This is a genomic window from Halorussus rarus, assembly GCF_003369835.1.
Lineage (GTDB): Archaea > Halobacteriota > Halobacteria > Halobacteriales > Haladaptataceae > Halorussus > Halorussus rarus.
On the sequence record NZ_QPMJ01000001.1, the window covers coordinates 806,212 to 819,340 of the forward strand.

The 13,129-nt window shown below is 70.2% G+C and carries 14 protein-coding genes; 4 read left to right on the forward strand and 10 right to left on the reverse strand.

Annotated features, from left to right (window positions below):
- Nucleotides 1–58 precede the first annotated feature (58 nt).
- Entirely contained in the window at nt 59–487 is a 429-nt protein-coding gene (gene lrpA1, locus DVR07_RS04175) for an HTH-type transcriptional regulator LrpA1 (protein ID WP_115795509.1), read from the forward strand.
- A gap of 245 nt (nt 488–732) precedes the next feature.
- Here the strand turns inward: lrpA1 and DVR07_RS04180 are convergent, their stop codons facing one another.
- A complete protein-coding gene (locus DVR07_RS04180) occupies nt 733–1,890 on the reverse strand; it encodes a pyridoxal phosphate-dependent aminotransferase (RefSeq protein WP_115795510.1) in 1,158 nt (385 codons plus the stop codon).
- Nucleotides 1,891–2,003: 113 nt separating this feature from the next.
- On the opposite strand from DVR07_RS04180, the gene DVR07_RS04185 reads away from it, so the two are divergent.
- Nucleotides 2,004–2,537 (forward strand): SRPBCC family protein, encoded by a 534-nt coding sequence (locus DVR07_RS04185; RefSeq protein ID WP_115795511.1) that lies wholly within the window; start codon nt 2,004–2,006, stop codon nt 2,535–2,537.
- Here the strand turns inward: DVR07_RS04185 and DVR07_RS04190 are convergent.
- The 4 genes from DVR07_RS04190 to DVR07_RS04205 form a co-directional block, all read right to left on the reverse strand.
- On the reverse strand, nt 2,508–3,749 hold the full coding sequence (locus tag DVR07_RS04190) for a tripartite tricarboxylate transporter permease (RefSeq protein WP_115795512.1): 1,242 nt from the start codon (nt 3,747–3,749) through the stop codon (nt 2,508–2,510). The genes DVR07_RS04185 and DVR07_RS04190 overlap by 30 nt on opposite strands.
- Before the next feature lie 144 nt (nt 3,750–3,893).
- Nucleotides 3,894–4,238 carry a 50S ribosomal protein P1 gene (rpl12p, locus tag DVR07_RS04195; protein ID WP_115795513.1) on the reverse strand — a complete coding sequence of 115 codons (345 nt, stop codon included), beginning with the start codon at nt 4,236–4,238 and terminating at the stop codon, nt 3,894–3,896.
- Nucleotides 4,239–4,262: 24 nt separating this feature from the next.
- Nucleotides 4,263–5,315, reverse strand: a complete 1,053-nt coding sequence (locus DVR07_RS04200) for a 50S ribosomal protein L10 (RefSeq protein ID WP_115795514.1) — start codon at nt 5,313–5,315, stop codon at nt 4,263–4,265.
- Between the two features lies 1 nt (nt 5,316).
- Complete coding sequence (locus tag DVR07_RS04205; protein ID WP_115795515.1) at nt 5,317–5,955, reverse strand: 50S ribosomal protein L1; 639 nt, start codon at nt 5,953–5,955, stop codon at nt 5,317–5,319.
- Between the two features lie 249 nt (nt 5,956–6,204).
- On the opposite strand from DVR07_RS04205, the gene DVR07_RS04210 reads away from it, so the two are divergent.
- A complete protein-coding gene (locus DVR07_RS04210; protein WP_115795516.1) occupies nt 6,205–6,936 on the forward strand; it encodes a hypothetical protein in 732 nt (243 codons plus the stop codon).
- Between the two features lie 23 nt (nt 6,937–6,959).
- On the opposite strand, the gene DVR07_RS04215 is transcribed toward DVR07_RS04210, so the two are convergent.
- The 3 genes from DVR07_RS04215 to DVR07_RS04225 all read right to left on the reverse strand — a co-directional run bounded on the left by DVR07_RS04215 (nt 6,960) and on the right by DVR07_RS04225 (nt 9,416).
- Nucleotides 6,960–8,048, reverse strand: a complete 1,089-nt coding sequence (locus DVR07_RS04215) for a pyridoxal-phosphate-dependent aminotransferase family protein (protein ID WP_115795517.1) — start codon at nt 8,046–8,048, stop codon at nt 6,960–6,962.
- Between the two features lie 92 nt (nt 8,049–8,140).
- The gene (locus DVR07_RS04220) at nt 8,141–9,031 is read right to left on the reverse strand and encodes a YihY/virulence factor BrkB family protein (RefSeq protein ID WP_115795518.1); all 891 of its coding nucleotides are present in this window, start codon (nt 9,029–9,031) and stop codon (nt 8,141–8,143) included.
- A gap of 52 nt (nt 9,032–9,083) precedes the next feature.
- On the reverse strand, nt 9,084–9,416 hold the full coding sequence (locus DVR07_RS04225) for a HalOD1 output domain-containing protein (protein ID WP_162829417.1): 333 nt from the start codon (nt 9,414–9,416) through the stop codon (nt 9,084–9,086).
- 798 nt (nt 9,417–10,214) lie between these two features.
- Here DVR07_RS04225 and DVR07_RS04230 point away from each other — a divergent pair.
- Nucleotides 10,215–10,547, forward strand: coding sequence for a HalOD1 output domain-containing protein (locus DVR07_RS04230; protein WP_115795519.1), 333 nt, complete (start codon nt 10,215–10,217; stop codon nt 10,545–10,547).
- 149 nt (nt 10,548–10,696) lie between these two features.
- Here DVR07_RS04230 and DVR07_RS04235 read toward each other — a convergent pair whose 3' ends face one another.
- Both DVR07_RS04235 and DVR07_RS04240 read right to left on the reverse strand, forming a co-directional pair.
- Entirely contained in the window at nt 10,697–11,773 is a 1,077-nt protein-coding gene (locus tag DVR07_RS04235) for a LeuA family protein (protein ID WP_115795520.1), read from the reverse strand.
- Nucleotides 11,770–13,122 carry a CaiB/BaiF CoA transferase family protein gene (locus DVR07_RS04240; RefSeq protein WP_115795521.1) on the reverse strand — a complete coding sequence of 451 codons (1,353 nt, stop codon included), beginning with the start codon at nt 13,120–13,122 and terminating at the stop codon, nt 11,770–11,772. Before DVR07_RS04240 ends, DVR07_RS04235 begins: the two co-directional genes overlap by 4 nt.
- Nucleotides 13,123–13,129: the final 7 nt, after the last annotated feature.

The following is a 13,129-nucleotide window of genomic DNA, read 5'->3' on the forward strand; positions in this document are numbered from 1 at the left end:
ACGCAAACCGTTTTCCCATTCGGAAGGTATTTTTTCCCGTATCCGAAATACACTGGTAATGAGCACGCAGTCCACGGAGGACCGGATTCTATCGGTCCTCGAAGAGGACGCTCAGGCGTCCTACGCCGAGATAGCGGAACGGGCGAACGTCTCGAAGCCCACGGTCCGCAAGTACATCGAAAAGCTCGAAGACGAGGGGGTCATCGTGGGGTACTCCGCCGAGATCGACCCGAAGAAGCTCTCCAGCAAGTCCATCGCGATGGTCGGCATCGAGGTCGCCAGCGAGGAGTACGTCGACGCGACCCGCGAACTCAAGGAGCTCGACGAGGTCGAGACCCTCTACTCCTCGTCGGGCGACCACATGCTCATGGCCGAGGTCCGGGCGGCGGACGGCGACGCCGTCGGCGAGGTCATCAGCGAGAAGATCCTGAACGTCGAGGGCGTGACCGCGGCCCACCCGTCGTTCCTCCAGGAGCGTCTGAAGTAAGGGTCCTTTCGGAGGCCGTGAAGCCGGGGTTTCCTTCGCAGGGGTGGGGTTCCCTTCCCAGGGGCCGGGGTTATCTCCACAAGGGTCGGTGATTCCGGGGATGCGGAATGTCTCGCCCAGCCAGGAAAGGTCCCACTACAGCTGTTAACGGTCGACGAGGAATCGACGTTCGAAGACGACGAGGACTGCGTCCGTCGGCATCGACGGTTCGGGATAACCGATAGCTACCGAATCCGATTCCGCTCTCAGTCCGCGGCCGAGAGCTCGACGCTCGCCAGCGCGCGCTGGATGCGCTCCGAGGCCTCGGCCAGCCGCTCGGCGCTGTTGGCGTACGACACCCGCAGGCACTCCTCGGCGTTCGTGCCGAAGTCGGGGCCGGGCGTCATCGCCACGCCCGCCTCCTCGAGGAAGAAGTCCGCGGCGTCGAAGGCGTCCCCGGGTAGATCGCTCACGTCGATGAGCAGGTAGTACGCGCCGCCGGGGGTGTACCCCATGCTCAGCCCCCAGTCCTCGACCTCGCTCACGAGGTAGTCCCGGCGCTCGCGGTAGGTGTCCCGGACCTCGTCGAGGAAGTCCGCACCCGATTCGAGCGCCGCGACGCCGCCGGACTGGACGAAGTTGGGCGCGCAGATGAGCGTGTTCTGCGCGATGCGGTTGACGTGACCGACGTACTCCGGCGGCGCGACCATCCAGCCGAGCCGCCACCCGGTCATCGCGAACCGCTTCGAGAAGCCGTCGAGCACGAAGGCGTCGTCGGTGTACTCCAGCACGGTGTGGTCCTCGCCCTCGTAGGTCAGCCCGTGGTACACCTCGTCGGAGACCACGGTGGCGTCGTTCTCGGCGGCCAGGTCGACCAGCTCCTCCAGCGTCGAGCCCTCGAGCACCGCGCCGGTCGGGTTTGCGGGCGAGTTGAGCAGCAGCGCCTCGGTCTCCGGGCCAAGGACGCGGTCGAACTCGCTCGCGCGCGGCCGGAACCCCTCGTCGGCCGACAGCGGGACCGTCGAGATGCGCCCGCCGGTCTGGCGGACGAAGTTGGGGTAGCAGGCGTAGTACGGGTCGGTCAGCACCACCTCGTCGCCGGGGTCGACCAGCGACGAGAACGCCAGCAGCAGCGCGGGCGACGACCCCGAGGTGACGACGATGCGCTCGGGGTCGACGTCAACGCCGTACCGCCGGTCGTAGTAGGCCGCGATGGCCCGCCGGAGCTCGGGCTTGCCCCGCGAGGAGGTGTAACCGGTCTCGCCTGCGCGGAGCGCTGCGACCGCTGCCTCGGTGACTGCCGCCGGAGTGTCGAAGTCGGGTTCGCCCACTTCGAGGTGTACCACGTCGTCCATCCGGTTGGCCCGTTCGAGCACGTCCATCGCGGCGAACGGGGTCGTCCGAGTCGCGCGCTCCGAAACCATGTAGAGAGGCAAGACGGTACGGGAATATAAACCCTCGATGTGACAGTCAGTATTTGCCGGTCGAATCCGTCACCGCCGCGAGAGTTTTGTCGCCGGTGGCACTACCTCCGACCGTGCCAACCTACCAGCGCGAGGTCCGGGTCGACGCGCCGCTCGACGACGTGTGGGCGTTCCACTCCCGAATCGGGGGACTGGAGGCACTTACGCCCGACTGGATGCACCTCCGGGTCGAGGGCGTCCGCGGGCCGGACGGCGACGAGCGCGACGCCGACGCCGAACTGACGGCCGGGTCCGAAATCGACCTGTCGGTGCGACCGTTCGGCGTCGGGCCCCGCCAGCGGTGGACGTCGCGCATCGTCCGTAGCGAGGAGAGCGACGGCGCGGCGGTCTTCGAGGACGTGATGGACGACGGCCCGTTCCCCGCGTGGCGACACGCCCACCAGTTCTACGCCGTCGACGAGCGCACCACGCTCGTCCGCGACCGAGTGACGTACGAGCTTCCGATCGTTCGCGGCCTGCTCGGACCGCTCGGCCGGTTGGGCTTCGAGCCGATGTTCCGCGAGCGCCACCGCCGGACGAGGCGGGCTCTCGAGGGCTGGCGACCGGCCGACGGGGACTCACGCGCCGAGCATCAGCGGTCCGAGTAACACCCCCATCAGGTGGACCCGGCGGGCGCCGTACCGCGCGGGGACGAGGCCCACCAGCGTCGCCACGCCGAAGACGGCGACCCCGACGACCCCGGCGAACAGCCAGCTCAGTCCGGCCAGCAGGACGAGCACGGCCGCCGAGAGCCGGAACTGGTCGACCGCCCCGGCCGCCCGGAGGTAGCGGTCGCCGACCCCGAGCACCAGCAGGAAGCCCGCGACCCCGGCGACGCCCGCGGTCGCGAGCAGGAGCGGGAGGTTCACGGGCGCGCCGGCCTCCCGCAGCGCGACCATGACGCCGGTCCGGGGCGTGCCGAGCGCCGCGAGCGCGAACAGCGCGAAAATCGTGTTGGCGGTGTTGACGCCGCTGGTGGTCACCACGAACCCGCGGGCGTCGGTCGACCCGGGGACGACCGCCAGCGCCAATACAGCTGCGACCGCGGCCGAGACCCCCGGGAGGTAGCCGACGACCGCGCCCGCGACGCTCCCGGTCAGTGCCGTGACCCAGACGGACCGCCGGGAGGTCGCGATTTCCGCGTCGGCCTGCTCGGGGACGCCGGACCCGGAACAGGCCTCGATGAGGACCGGCGCGCCGAACAGCCCGGCGAACAGCGGCGTGAGCATCCCGCCGGCGTCGAGGGGCGCGGCGGGCGCGAGGTCGAGCGTCGCGTGACCGAGCGCGGCGCTGCCGAAGAAGGCAGCCAGGGCCCCCGCGGTCGCCCGGAGCGACCCCTCGGTGAGCAGCAGGAAGGCGACGACCAGCCCGAGAACGATCGGGAGGTGGGCGCGCACGACGGGGTAGGCGACCGTCATGGCGCGGGTGACCGGAATCGCGAGCGGGACCGCGAACGCGACCGCGAGTCCGCTCCCGAGCGCCGAGAGCCGCACCGCCTCCCGGCCCCGACCCGCGATGACGAGGCGGTGGCCCGGCAGGGCGGTGGCGGCCATCGCGGCGTCGGGCACCCCGAGCGCCAGCGCCGGCACCGCGTCGAGGAACGAGTGGACCACGCCGGCCGCGAGCATCGCCGCGCCGACGAGCCGGGGCGGGCCGGGCACCGCGGGCGCGACCGACGCCAGCAGCAGCGCGAGGTTGTTGACGTGGAGGCCCGGCGTCAGCCCGCTGAGCGCGCCGAGCGCGATGCCGCCGAGGACGAACGCCAGCACCGCGACTGACGCTCCCACTTCGAGTCCGACTCTCGCGCCGAGTGCCTCCATCGGGACGGCTTCGTCCCGTTCTCGGATTTAAGGGTTCGTGCGCTGGTCGGCGACCGGAGGTCTCTGACGGCGGGGGTCGCCACGTAGCTACCGCTCCCTGGTTGCTCGCGAAAGAAAAACCGAGTTCCTGGGCGTCGAGCCGACTCAGCCGAAGAGTTCGCCGAGGCCCTCGCCGCTGGCCTCTTCGTCCTCGTCTTCCTCTTCTTCGGCCGCTTCCTCTTCTTCTTCCTCGCCACCTTCGGCCTCTTCGCTATCCTCGTCGGCACCGCCCTCGGCGGCAGCGCCGCCCGCGGCGGCGCCGCCGGCGGGCACGGCCGCGGCCTGCTCGACGGCCTCGTCGATGTCGACGTCCTCCAGCGCGGCGACGAGCGCCTTGACGCGGGACTCCTCGACGTCGACGCCGGCGGCGTCGAGGACGCCGGTGAGGTTGTCTTCGTTGATCTCTTCGCCCGATTCGTTCAGGATGAGTGCAGCGTAAACGTATTCCATTGTTGTAGTCTGAAGGTTGGTTGGTTATCCGAACATCGCGCCGAGGCCCTCGCCACCGCCGGAGTCGTCGTCATCGTCGTCCTCCTCGTCGGCGTCGGCCTCGTCGGCGTCGGATTCGGTGTCTTCGTCGCTCGATTCGTCTTCGGTCTCGGCCTCGGTCTCGGCGCCCGCGGCGGGCGCTTCGACGTCGGCGAGCTCGTCAGGCAGCGCCTCCTCGTCGTCGATCTGCGCCGCGAGCGCGCGGAGCTGACCGTCGGCCTTGCTCACGAGGTCCGGCACGACGTCCGGGCTCTCGATCTCGGCCTGGAGGCCGAGGCTCTTGGCCTCGCCCTCGGCCTTCTGGACGAGCGTCGGCGTGGTCTGGGCGGTCGGGAAGACCGCGTTGACCGAGAGGTTCCGGGCGCGGGCCGCCGCGGCCTCGACGTCGGCGCGGTACTCCTCGACGTCGATGGCCAGCTCGTCGGCCTCGAACATGACGCCGTCGGAGAAGACCGCTTCGAGGTCCAGGCCCACTTCCTTCGGCTCCATGCCGAGTTCCGCGAGCACGTTGGCGACGTCCTCCGAGACCTCCTCGCCCTCCTCGGCGACGACGCTGTCCTCGGTGACGTGGATGGAACCCTCCATGATGCGAGCCGCCGCACCGATGGACTGGAGTTCGCCCACGAACGGGCCCGGGTCGACGCCCGTGTCGCCCTCGGGGATGAGGATGTCGTTGGGCGCGACCTCGCCCGCGCCGATCGGGGCGGGGCTCTTCGACGCTTCGAGCTGCTTGTACAGCCCGAAGGGGTTGTCGTTCGTGCCGATGAGGCCGACCTCGCCGGCCACGTACTCCTTGAGCGCCTCCACGCCCTCGTCGACCTCGTCGAGGGCCCGGTTCAGCAGCGTGTTCCGGCTGATCCGGAGCTCGGCGCTGCCGTGGAGATTGCGACGCATCGTCTGGAGCTGGCGTGACGGGATGCCCGTCACGTTGACGATGCCGACGCTGCTGTACCCCTCGATGAGGTCGACGATGTCGTCGACCTCCTCGCGCTTCCACTGGGGGATGGTTTCGGTCTTGCGCTCGGCTTCAGCTGACATCTTAGGCTACCTCCACGGACGGGCCCATCGTCGTCTTGACGTAGATGTTGTCGATGTTGAGCGGCCCCTTCTCGAGGTTCGCTTCGAGTCGACGGAGGATGACGTCGATGTTGTCCGAGATCTCCTCCGCGGACATGTCCTCCGCGCCGACGCGGGTGTGGAAGGTTCGCCGGTCGCCGCTCCGGAGCTGGACCGTGTTCTTCATCCGGTTGACGGTCTCGACGACGTCGTCGTCGGGCTGGAGCGGTTCGGGCATCTTCCCTCGCGGACCGAGGATGGTACCCAGGTAGCGACCGATGTCTTGCATCAGCGCCGCTTCGGCGATGAAGAAGTCGGTCTCGTCGGCGAGGTCCTTCGCCTCGTCGTCGTCGTCGCCGAGGTCTTCGAGGTCGTCGCCGTCGAAGACCTCGTCGGCAACGTCTTCGGCGCGAAGGGCGGTCTCGCCCTCCGCGAACACGACGATCTTCGTCTCCTGTCCGGTGCCGGACGGGAGGACGATACTTTCGTCTACGCGGTTCGACGGTTCGTTCAAATCGAGGTCGCGCAGGTTTATCGCGAGGTCCACCGTTTCGCGGAAGTTCCGCTCGGGTGCATCCTCGAGTGCGCGAGAGACTGCTTGCTCTATCTCCTGATCTGCCATTGTTCACCTCCGTAGTACGCAGGACGCTCCTACGGGTCAGTGAAACAGGTTACTGTCTGCTGGCGCTGTCGTCACGGTTCGCCAGGACGGCGAATCCGTGACCGAACGACAGTCGACAGTAAACGCCTGTCTCGTTCCGAGAGAATGGTCATGCGAAACTTAAACCCGTCGAAGCGGCGTCACCCTCGGGCCCGAGACCGCCGCGCGCACGGCCGTAACGAGTTAGATTGGCCGACCCCAACGCCCGCCGTGGCCGGGACAGTCCTCGTCGCGGAGGTCGCGCTCTCGCTCGTCCTCGCGGTCGTCCACCTCTTCGCGGGCCGACTCGGCTTCCGGGCCGTCCCGCGGAGCTACTGGCTGTCCGGAGCGGGCGGGGTCTCGGTGGCCTACGTGTTCGTCCACGTCCTGCCCGAACTCGGCGAGCGTCAGCGCGCCTTCGAGACCGGTGCGGTCGGGTTCCTCGAGCACCACGTCTACCTGCTCGCGTTGACTGGCTTCGCGGCCTTCTACGGGCTGGAGCGGCTCGCCCGAGAGTCCCAGAGCCCCGAGACCATCGGCGGCGAGCCGACCGAGACCTCCGCGGGGGTCTTCTGGCTCCACGTCGGCTCGTTCACCGCGTACAACCTGCTCGTCGGCTACCTGCTGGTCCACCGCGAGGAGTCGGATCCGGCGAGCCTCGCGTTCTTCGCGGTCGCCATGGCGCTGCACTTCGTGGTCAACGACCACGGCCTCCGCGAGCACCACCACGAGGCCTACGACGACACCGGCCGGTGGCTACTCGCGGGCGGGGTCATCGCCGGGACCGTCGTCGGCGTCGCGACCGCGCTGACCCACGCGGCGGTGTCGGCGCTGTTCGCGTTCCTCGCCGGCGGCGTCGTCCTCAACGTCGTCAAGGAGGAGCTCCCCGAGGAGCGCAACAGCAACTTCTGGGCGTTCGGCGCCGGCGCCGGCGCGTACGCAGCACTTCTGATTCTGGTCTGAGACCGTCGTACGACCGAATCCCGTCAGTCGAGGACCGCGGCGAGCGCGTCCATCGTCCGCTCGACGCGCTCGGGGTCGGCGTTGTACCCCATGTGGCCGACCCGCAGCACGTCGTCGGCCAGGTCGCCGAGTCCGGTCGAGAGGATCACGTCCTGCTCGTCGGCGAGCCGCCGCTGGAGATCGCTCGCTCGCCCTTCGACCTCGAACGCGGTTACGGTCGGCGAGCAGAGCGCCTCGTCGGCGGCGAACGGCGCCAGCCCGAGGTCCCGGCCGCGCTCGCGACACCGCTCGGCGACCGACTCGTGGCGGTCGTAGACCGCCTCCGGCCCCTCATCGAGCAGCAGGTCGAGCGACGCGTCCAGCGCGAAGAGGTTCGAGATGGAGTGGGTGTACGGCAGGTGCGGCGGGGCCTCCTCGGGGATGTCGACGTCCCGCCACGGTTCGAGGCTGGTGTAGAAGGTGTCCTGCTCGGTCGCATCCACCTTCTGCCACGCCCCGTCGCTGACCGACAGCGTGGTCAGCCCCGGCGGGGAGCTGAAGCACTTCTGGGACGCGCCCAGACAGACGTCGATGCGGTCGGTCGGCACCGGGGTCCCGCCGAGCGACGAGACGGCGTCGACGACGGTCAGGACCCCCGCGTCCTGCAGGACTCCGAGCACTTCGTCGAGGTCGTTCAGGACGCCGGTCGGCGTCTCGCAGTGGACCATCGTGGCGACCGCGAAGTCGCGGTCCTCCACGCGTTCCTTCACCGCTTCCGGGTCGAACCCGGCGTCGGCGGGCGCGTCGTGGACGGTCGCCTCCCCGCCGTGCATCTCCGCGAAGTCGGCGAACCCCTCGCCGAAGATGCCGTTGGCCAGGCACAGCACCTCGTCGCCCGACGCCATCAGCGAGGCGACGCTCGCCTCCAGGCCGAGCATCCCCTCGCCGCTCAGCACCAGCACGTCGTCGTCGGTATCGTAGACCCGCGCCAGTTTGCCCAGCAGGTCGCGGTAGAACGGCGAGAACTCCGGCTCCACGTCGGGGTTGACGATGGGGCGACTCGTCGCCTCCCGGACCTCGGGCGGGACGGCTGTCGGACCGGGCGTCATCAGCAGTTCGTCGCGGTCTTCCATGGTCGGGCTTGGACGCCGACCCCCTAAACTGGTCGTGGTCCGCTCCCGCCCGAGCCGGTCGACCGCCGCCATCTCGGCCCGACCCAGCAGCGTCACTCGCGGCTCCCGTCTGTTTCTGCGGAGGCAGCGGGTTCGCCGACCGTGCTGTCTTCGGCGTCCTCCTCCGCCTCCGCCGGTGTCTCGACGTCGTCGGCCCGCTGTCGGAGCGTTCGCCGGATCTCCTCGGCCGAGACGCCGGCGCTGTCGGCTCGGTGGACCACGTCGTCCAGGCGGTCCGCGAAGCTGCCGGCGTCGGTGACCCGCCGGCCGAACGTGCGCCTGGAGCGGCGCTCGGCCTCCCGCTTGCCGTCGCGGCCCGCCAGCGTGGCGTTGACCGAGGCGCCGACCAGCAGCACGAGGCTCCCGGCGTAGAGCCAGGTCACCAGCAGCAGGGTGCCGACCAGCCCGTAGATGTCGGGCTTGTTCGTGAACGCGACGTAGCGGTGGAAGAGCCACTCCAAGGCCGCCCATCCAAGCGCCGCGACGACCACGCCCGGGGCCGCCTCCCGGAGCGACACGCCGGTGTCGGGGAACACCGAGAATATCGGGAGGAACGCCACCGCCAGCGCCAGGGCCCCGACCAGGTCGGCGAGCGACCCCGCGAACGGGACGGTCGGCGGAATCCGGACTACGGTGCCGAACAGCACCGCGCCGACGGCGATACCGATTACCGACAGCCCCGTGTCGTCCGTGGCGTTCCGGAGCGCGTCGATGACGATCCGCCGGCCGGTCGTCGGGGGGAACGACCGGGTCAGTCCGAGCGCGGTGTCGACCAGCTCCGCGCTCCCGAACGTCGAGACGACCAGCACCAGCAGGAACAGGAGCGGGAGCATCGAGACCAGCGCGTGGTACGCGATGCTGGCGGCCATGAAGGTGACGTCCTCCCGACGCATCTCGAGGACGACCGCGCGAACCCCCGACTCGAGTCTGTCGAGTCGCCCCACTCCGAACGAGGGTACGGCGGCCACCCGGATAAACTGGGGAAGCCGCCGCCGGTCAGTCGTCGCCCGCCGACTCGCACGGATCGATGGCGATAGTGCCGTCGGACGCGACCAGAATCCGGTGGCCGCTGTACTCGAAACGGATTCGCCCGTCGGTGTCGCGGGGGGCGCCGTCGGGGCGGCGGCCGAAGAGCCGGTCGAGGGCCTCCGGGTCTACTGCCTCTGCGAGAACGGGGAGGTCGATCGGGTCCGCGTCGTCGACCGCGGCGACGGCCCGGACGAGCTCCTCGCTCGCCGAGTCGCGTCGCGGGTCGAAGCCGTGTCTGAGGAGCGCGGTCGATTCCGGGCGCTGGTCGTCTTCGTCGTCCGGCACGTTGTGTTCGGTCATATGTCTGGGAGCGCAGCGAGTGTGAACTCTGTGATGCGCCCCGCCTGCTGTGGCCTCCCGCACAGGTCCGGACACCACTGTCCTGTTTTGGTACCGCTACCGATGACAGCGGACGCACAGTGTGTACTCTCTCGCCGTTGTTCAATGAACGCCGCGCCCTTAAGAAATTGGTTTTACCGGAGTGTTCGGAAACCGACCGCCGGCCGACGAGGCGCGCGTCGGGCGATACTGGGTGCCGACCGGGAGACGTCACTCCCACCCGTCGACTCCCCCGTTCCCGGAAGACCGATTCCGTTAGCGAGTGATCCCTATGGACGAATTCAGCTACGCACTGTGCGTTCGCGCCCCGATCACGAGGGGCCCACTCATCCCGGTCGTGACGGTTGGGACGTCACCCGCCGTGTCCTTCGCGTGGTGGTCACGCGGGACGCATCACAGCGTCCCGCGTTCCGCAACACCGATTACCGCCACAATGTCATCCAGTCCAAGCGACGCGTCGACGCCGACAATATCGTCGAGCGCCAGGTCCCCGCCGCGGCCACCGGGTTGGCCGCCGCGCTGACCGACTTCCCGGCTCGTACAGTTCGAGGGAGCCCGATTGCCGCGATGGCGCTCGAACGCGGCGGGCAACCGCCCGTGCCGCTGTCCCACAGCCGGTGGGTGCTCGAACTGATGGAGCAGGTCCGCGCGGACGCCCGGAGGTGGGGAACTTCCCACCACTCGCCGCGGTCCCCCGTCTCACGCGCGTCTGACAGTCGTCTGATAGGGATTTATTCTCCGTGCGACCCACTATCGCGTGTGGCAATCACGACCTCCACCGCACTGGACCTCGAATCGCCGCCCGTCGCCGAGCGACGACACGTCGCGACCGACGACCCCCTGAGCCGGACGGTGTACCGGGCGCTCGCCGACGCCGAGGGCGTGGATCCGACCGACCTCGACTTCGAACTCTATCGCAACGTCGACGTCGACGCGCTCGACGCGCTGTTCCGGCACGCGTCCTCGCGGCCCCCGTCTTCCGCATCCGACCCGCGCGACGGCTGGTCGTTCTCGTTCTGCGTCGCCGGGTACCAGGTCGCCGTCGAGAGCGACGGCCGGGTCGCCGTCTACGAGGCGCCCCGACGAGACTGACCGACGAGCACTGTAGACCCCGGCGGGGGTCCGCGATTCACGAACTCCGCTCCAGCCCGAGATTCGCTTCGAGGTCTGCAGCCGTCTCCTCCAGCGCGACCACCTGCGCGATCCGCCGCCGGGCGTTCCGGCCGGGCCGCTCCGACAGCTCAGTCGAGATCCGCCGCGAGCGCGACCGCCTCGTCGAGGGTCAGTTCCCCGTCTTCGGCGTCGAGTCGGGCGAGCAGTCGCTCGACCCGGTCGTCGGTCGGCTCCCGGCCGGCCCGCTCCAGAATTCGGCGGGCCGCACCGCGGCCCGTGTCGCTCCCGAACAGGAGCCGGCGCTCGCCCCCGAACCGGGCGGGGTCGAACGGCTCGAAGGTGGTCGGGTCGTCGAGCATCGCCGCGGTGTGGAGCCCGGACTCGTGGGAGAACACCGCGTCGCCGAGCAGCGCCTTGCCCGGTTCGGTGTCCTCGTCGAGCGCGTCGAGCACCGCGCGGGCGACCGGGAGGAGTCGGTCCTCGTCGACGTCGGTCTCGAACGGTTCGTCGCCGACCGCGGCCGCGGCGACGACCTCCTCCAGCGCCGCGTTACCCGCTCGCTCGCCGAGGCCGGCGACCGAGACGTCGGCCTTCCCGACGCCGAGCCGGGCGGCCGCCAGCGCGTTCGCGGTCCCGACGCCGAGGTCGTCGTGGAAGTGGACCCCGACGTCTGCGAGGTCCGTCTCGAGCGCCTCCAGGTGGTCGACCACGCCGGCCGGGGTTCGGCTCCCCGCGGTGTCGGCGACCGTGTAGCAGTCGGCGTCCACCGCGGCGAACAGGTCGTCGAGGTCGGCCGGGTCGGTCCGGAAGCCGTCCATCGCGGTGAAGTGGACGGTCGCGCCCCGGTCCCGAGCGAGGTCGGCGGCGTCGGCCGCGGCGGTCGTCATCGTCGCGCGGTCCTTCCCGAGGACGCGGTCGAGCTGTCGGTCGCTGGTCGGGGCGAACAGGTCGACCACGTCGACGCCGGCGTCGACCGCGGCCTCGACGTCGCCGGTAATCGCCCGGGCGAGCCCCGTGACCGCGGCCGAGAGGTCGGCGCGGTCGCAGAACGCCGCGGTCCGGTCGTCGGCGACCGGGAAGCCGACCTGGAGGAGGTCGACGCCCAGCGCGTCGAGTTCCCGGGCGGCCGCGACCTTCCGGTCGACCGAGTAGTGGACGCCGGGGCGCTGCTCGCCCTCGCGCAGCGTCAGGTCGAGCAGCCTCACACGACGCCCTCCTCGCGGAGCCGCCGGATGCGCTCGCGGTCGTACCCCAGCGCGCCCAGCACTTCGTCGGTGTCCTCGCCCAGCGCCGGCGGGTCGCTCGACTCGACCCGGTCGAAGCCGGTGGCCCGGGCGGGGAACCGCGGGACGCGGATCCGGCCCCCCTCGCCCTCGGTCGCCCGGACCTCGCCCAGCGCGTTCGTCGCGTCGAGGTGGCGGTCCTCGCAGACGTCGGCGGTGTCGTTGACCGGCGCGACCGGGACGCCCGCCCCCTGGAGGCGCTCGACCAGGTCGGCGGCCTCGTAGTCGGCGCAGACCGTCTGGACCTCCTCCTTCAGCGCCTCGCGGTTGTCGAGCCGGTCGTCGAGCGCGGCGAACCGGTCGTCCTCGTGGAGGTCGACCTCGAGCGCCTCGCAGAACCGTCGCCACTGGCGGTCCGACGACGGACCGACGAACACCCACTCGTCGTCGGCCGACCGGAACACGTCGTAGGGCGCCCAGCTCGGGTGGCTGGCGCCCATCGGCTCGGGCACCTCGTCGTACGCCTGGGTGAACGCGAGCCAGTAGCCCATCAGCGCGACGCTGCTCTCGAACAGCGGGACGGTGACGTGCTGGCCCTCGCCGGTGGCGTCGCGCTGGCGGACCGCAGCCACGACGGTGAGCGCGCCGTACAGCGACGCGGCCATGTCGGCGACGCTGGTCCCGCTCCGGACCGGCGAGCTGCCGGGGTGGCCCGTGACGCTCATCATCCCCGACAGCGCCTCGGCGACGGGGTCGAGCGCCGGGAACTGCTCGTACGGGCCGGGGTTGAACCCCTTGATGGAGCAGTAGACCAGCTCCTCGTTGACCGGCCGGAGTTCGTCGTAGCCGACGCCGAGTCGGTCGGCCGTGCCGGCCGCGTAGTTCTCCACCAGCACGTCGGCCTCCTCGACCAGGTCACGGAGGACGGTCCGGCCCTCCTCGGTCTTGAGGTCGGCTGTGACGCCGAGCTTGTTCCGGTTGACGTAGTTGAACGAGCTGTTGCCGACCGGATTCGAGTCCCGGACCGCGTCGCCGCGCTCGGGGTGTTCGACCTTGATGACCTCGGCGCCGAGGTCGGCCAGCAGCAGCGAGCAGAACGGGCCGGCGATGATGTGGCCGAGTTCGAGCACCGTCACGTCCGAGAGCGGCTGGCCCCCGGCGCCCGGCAGCAGGCCCGGCGCGACGCGGCCGCCGTCAGAGCTTCGCTCTGACGAGATTCGCGACTCGTCGAGTCGCTCACCGCCGTCAGTTAGGACTCTGCGTTCGTCGCCGGAGTCAGTGTCGTCTGCGGTCCGGTCGCTCGCCGCGGGTCGGATGTCGTCGTCTGTCATGGTGGGG

What these genes read in the sequence shown, in the direction of transcription:
- lrpA1 (WP_115795509.1), top strand. Translation starts at nt 59, where the DNA reads ATGAGCACGCAGTCCACGGAGGACCGGATTCTATCGGTCCTCGAAGAG.
- DVR07_RS04180 (WP_115795510.1), bottom strand. Translation starts at nt 1,890, where the DNA reads ATGGTTTCGGAGCGCGCGACTCGGACGACCCCGTTCGCCGCGATGGAC.
- DVR07_RS04190 (WP_115795512.1), bottom strand. Translation starts at nt 3,749, where the DNA reads ATGGAGGCACTCGGCGCGAGAGTCGGACTCGAAGTGGGAGCGTCAGTC.
- rpl12p (WP_115795513.1), bottom strand. Translation starts at nt 4,238, where the DNA reads ATGGAATACGTTTACGCTGCACTCATCCTGAACGAATCGGGCGAAGAG.
- DVR07_RS04200 (WP_115795514.1), bottom strand. Translation starts at nt 5,315, where the DNA reads ATGTCAGCTGAAGCCGAGCGCAAGACCGAAACCATCCCCCAGTGGAAG.
- DVR07_RS04205 (WP_115795515.1), bottom strand. Translation starts at nt 5,955, where the DNA reads ATGGCAGATCAGGAGATAGAGCAAGCAGTCTCTCGCGCACTCGAGGAT.
- DVR07_RS04215 (WP_115795517.1), bottom strand. Translation starts at nt 8,048, where the DNA reads ATGGAAGACCGCGACGAACTGCTGATGACGCCCGGTCCGACAGCCGTC.
- DVR07_RS04225 (WP_162829417.1), bottom strand. Translation starts at nt 9,416, where the DNA reads ATGACCGAACACAACGTGCCGGACGACGAAGACGACCAGCGCCCGGAA.
- DVR07_RS04240 (WP_115795521.1), bottom strand. Translation starts at nt 13,122, where the DNA reads ATGACAGACGACGACATCCGACCCGCGGCGAGCGACCGGACCGCAGAC.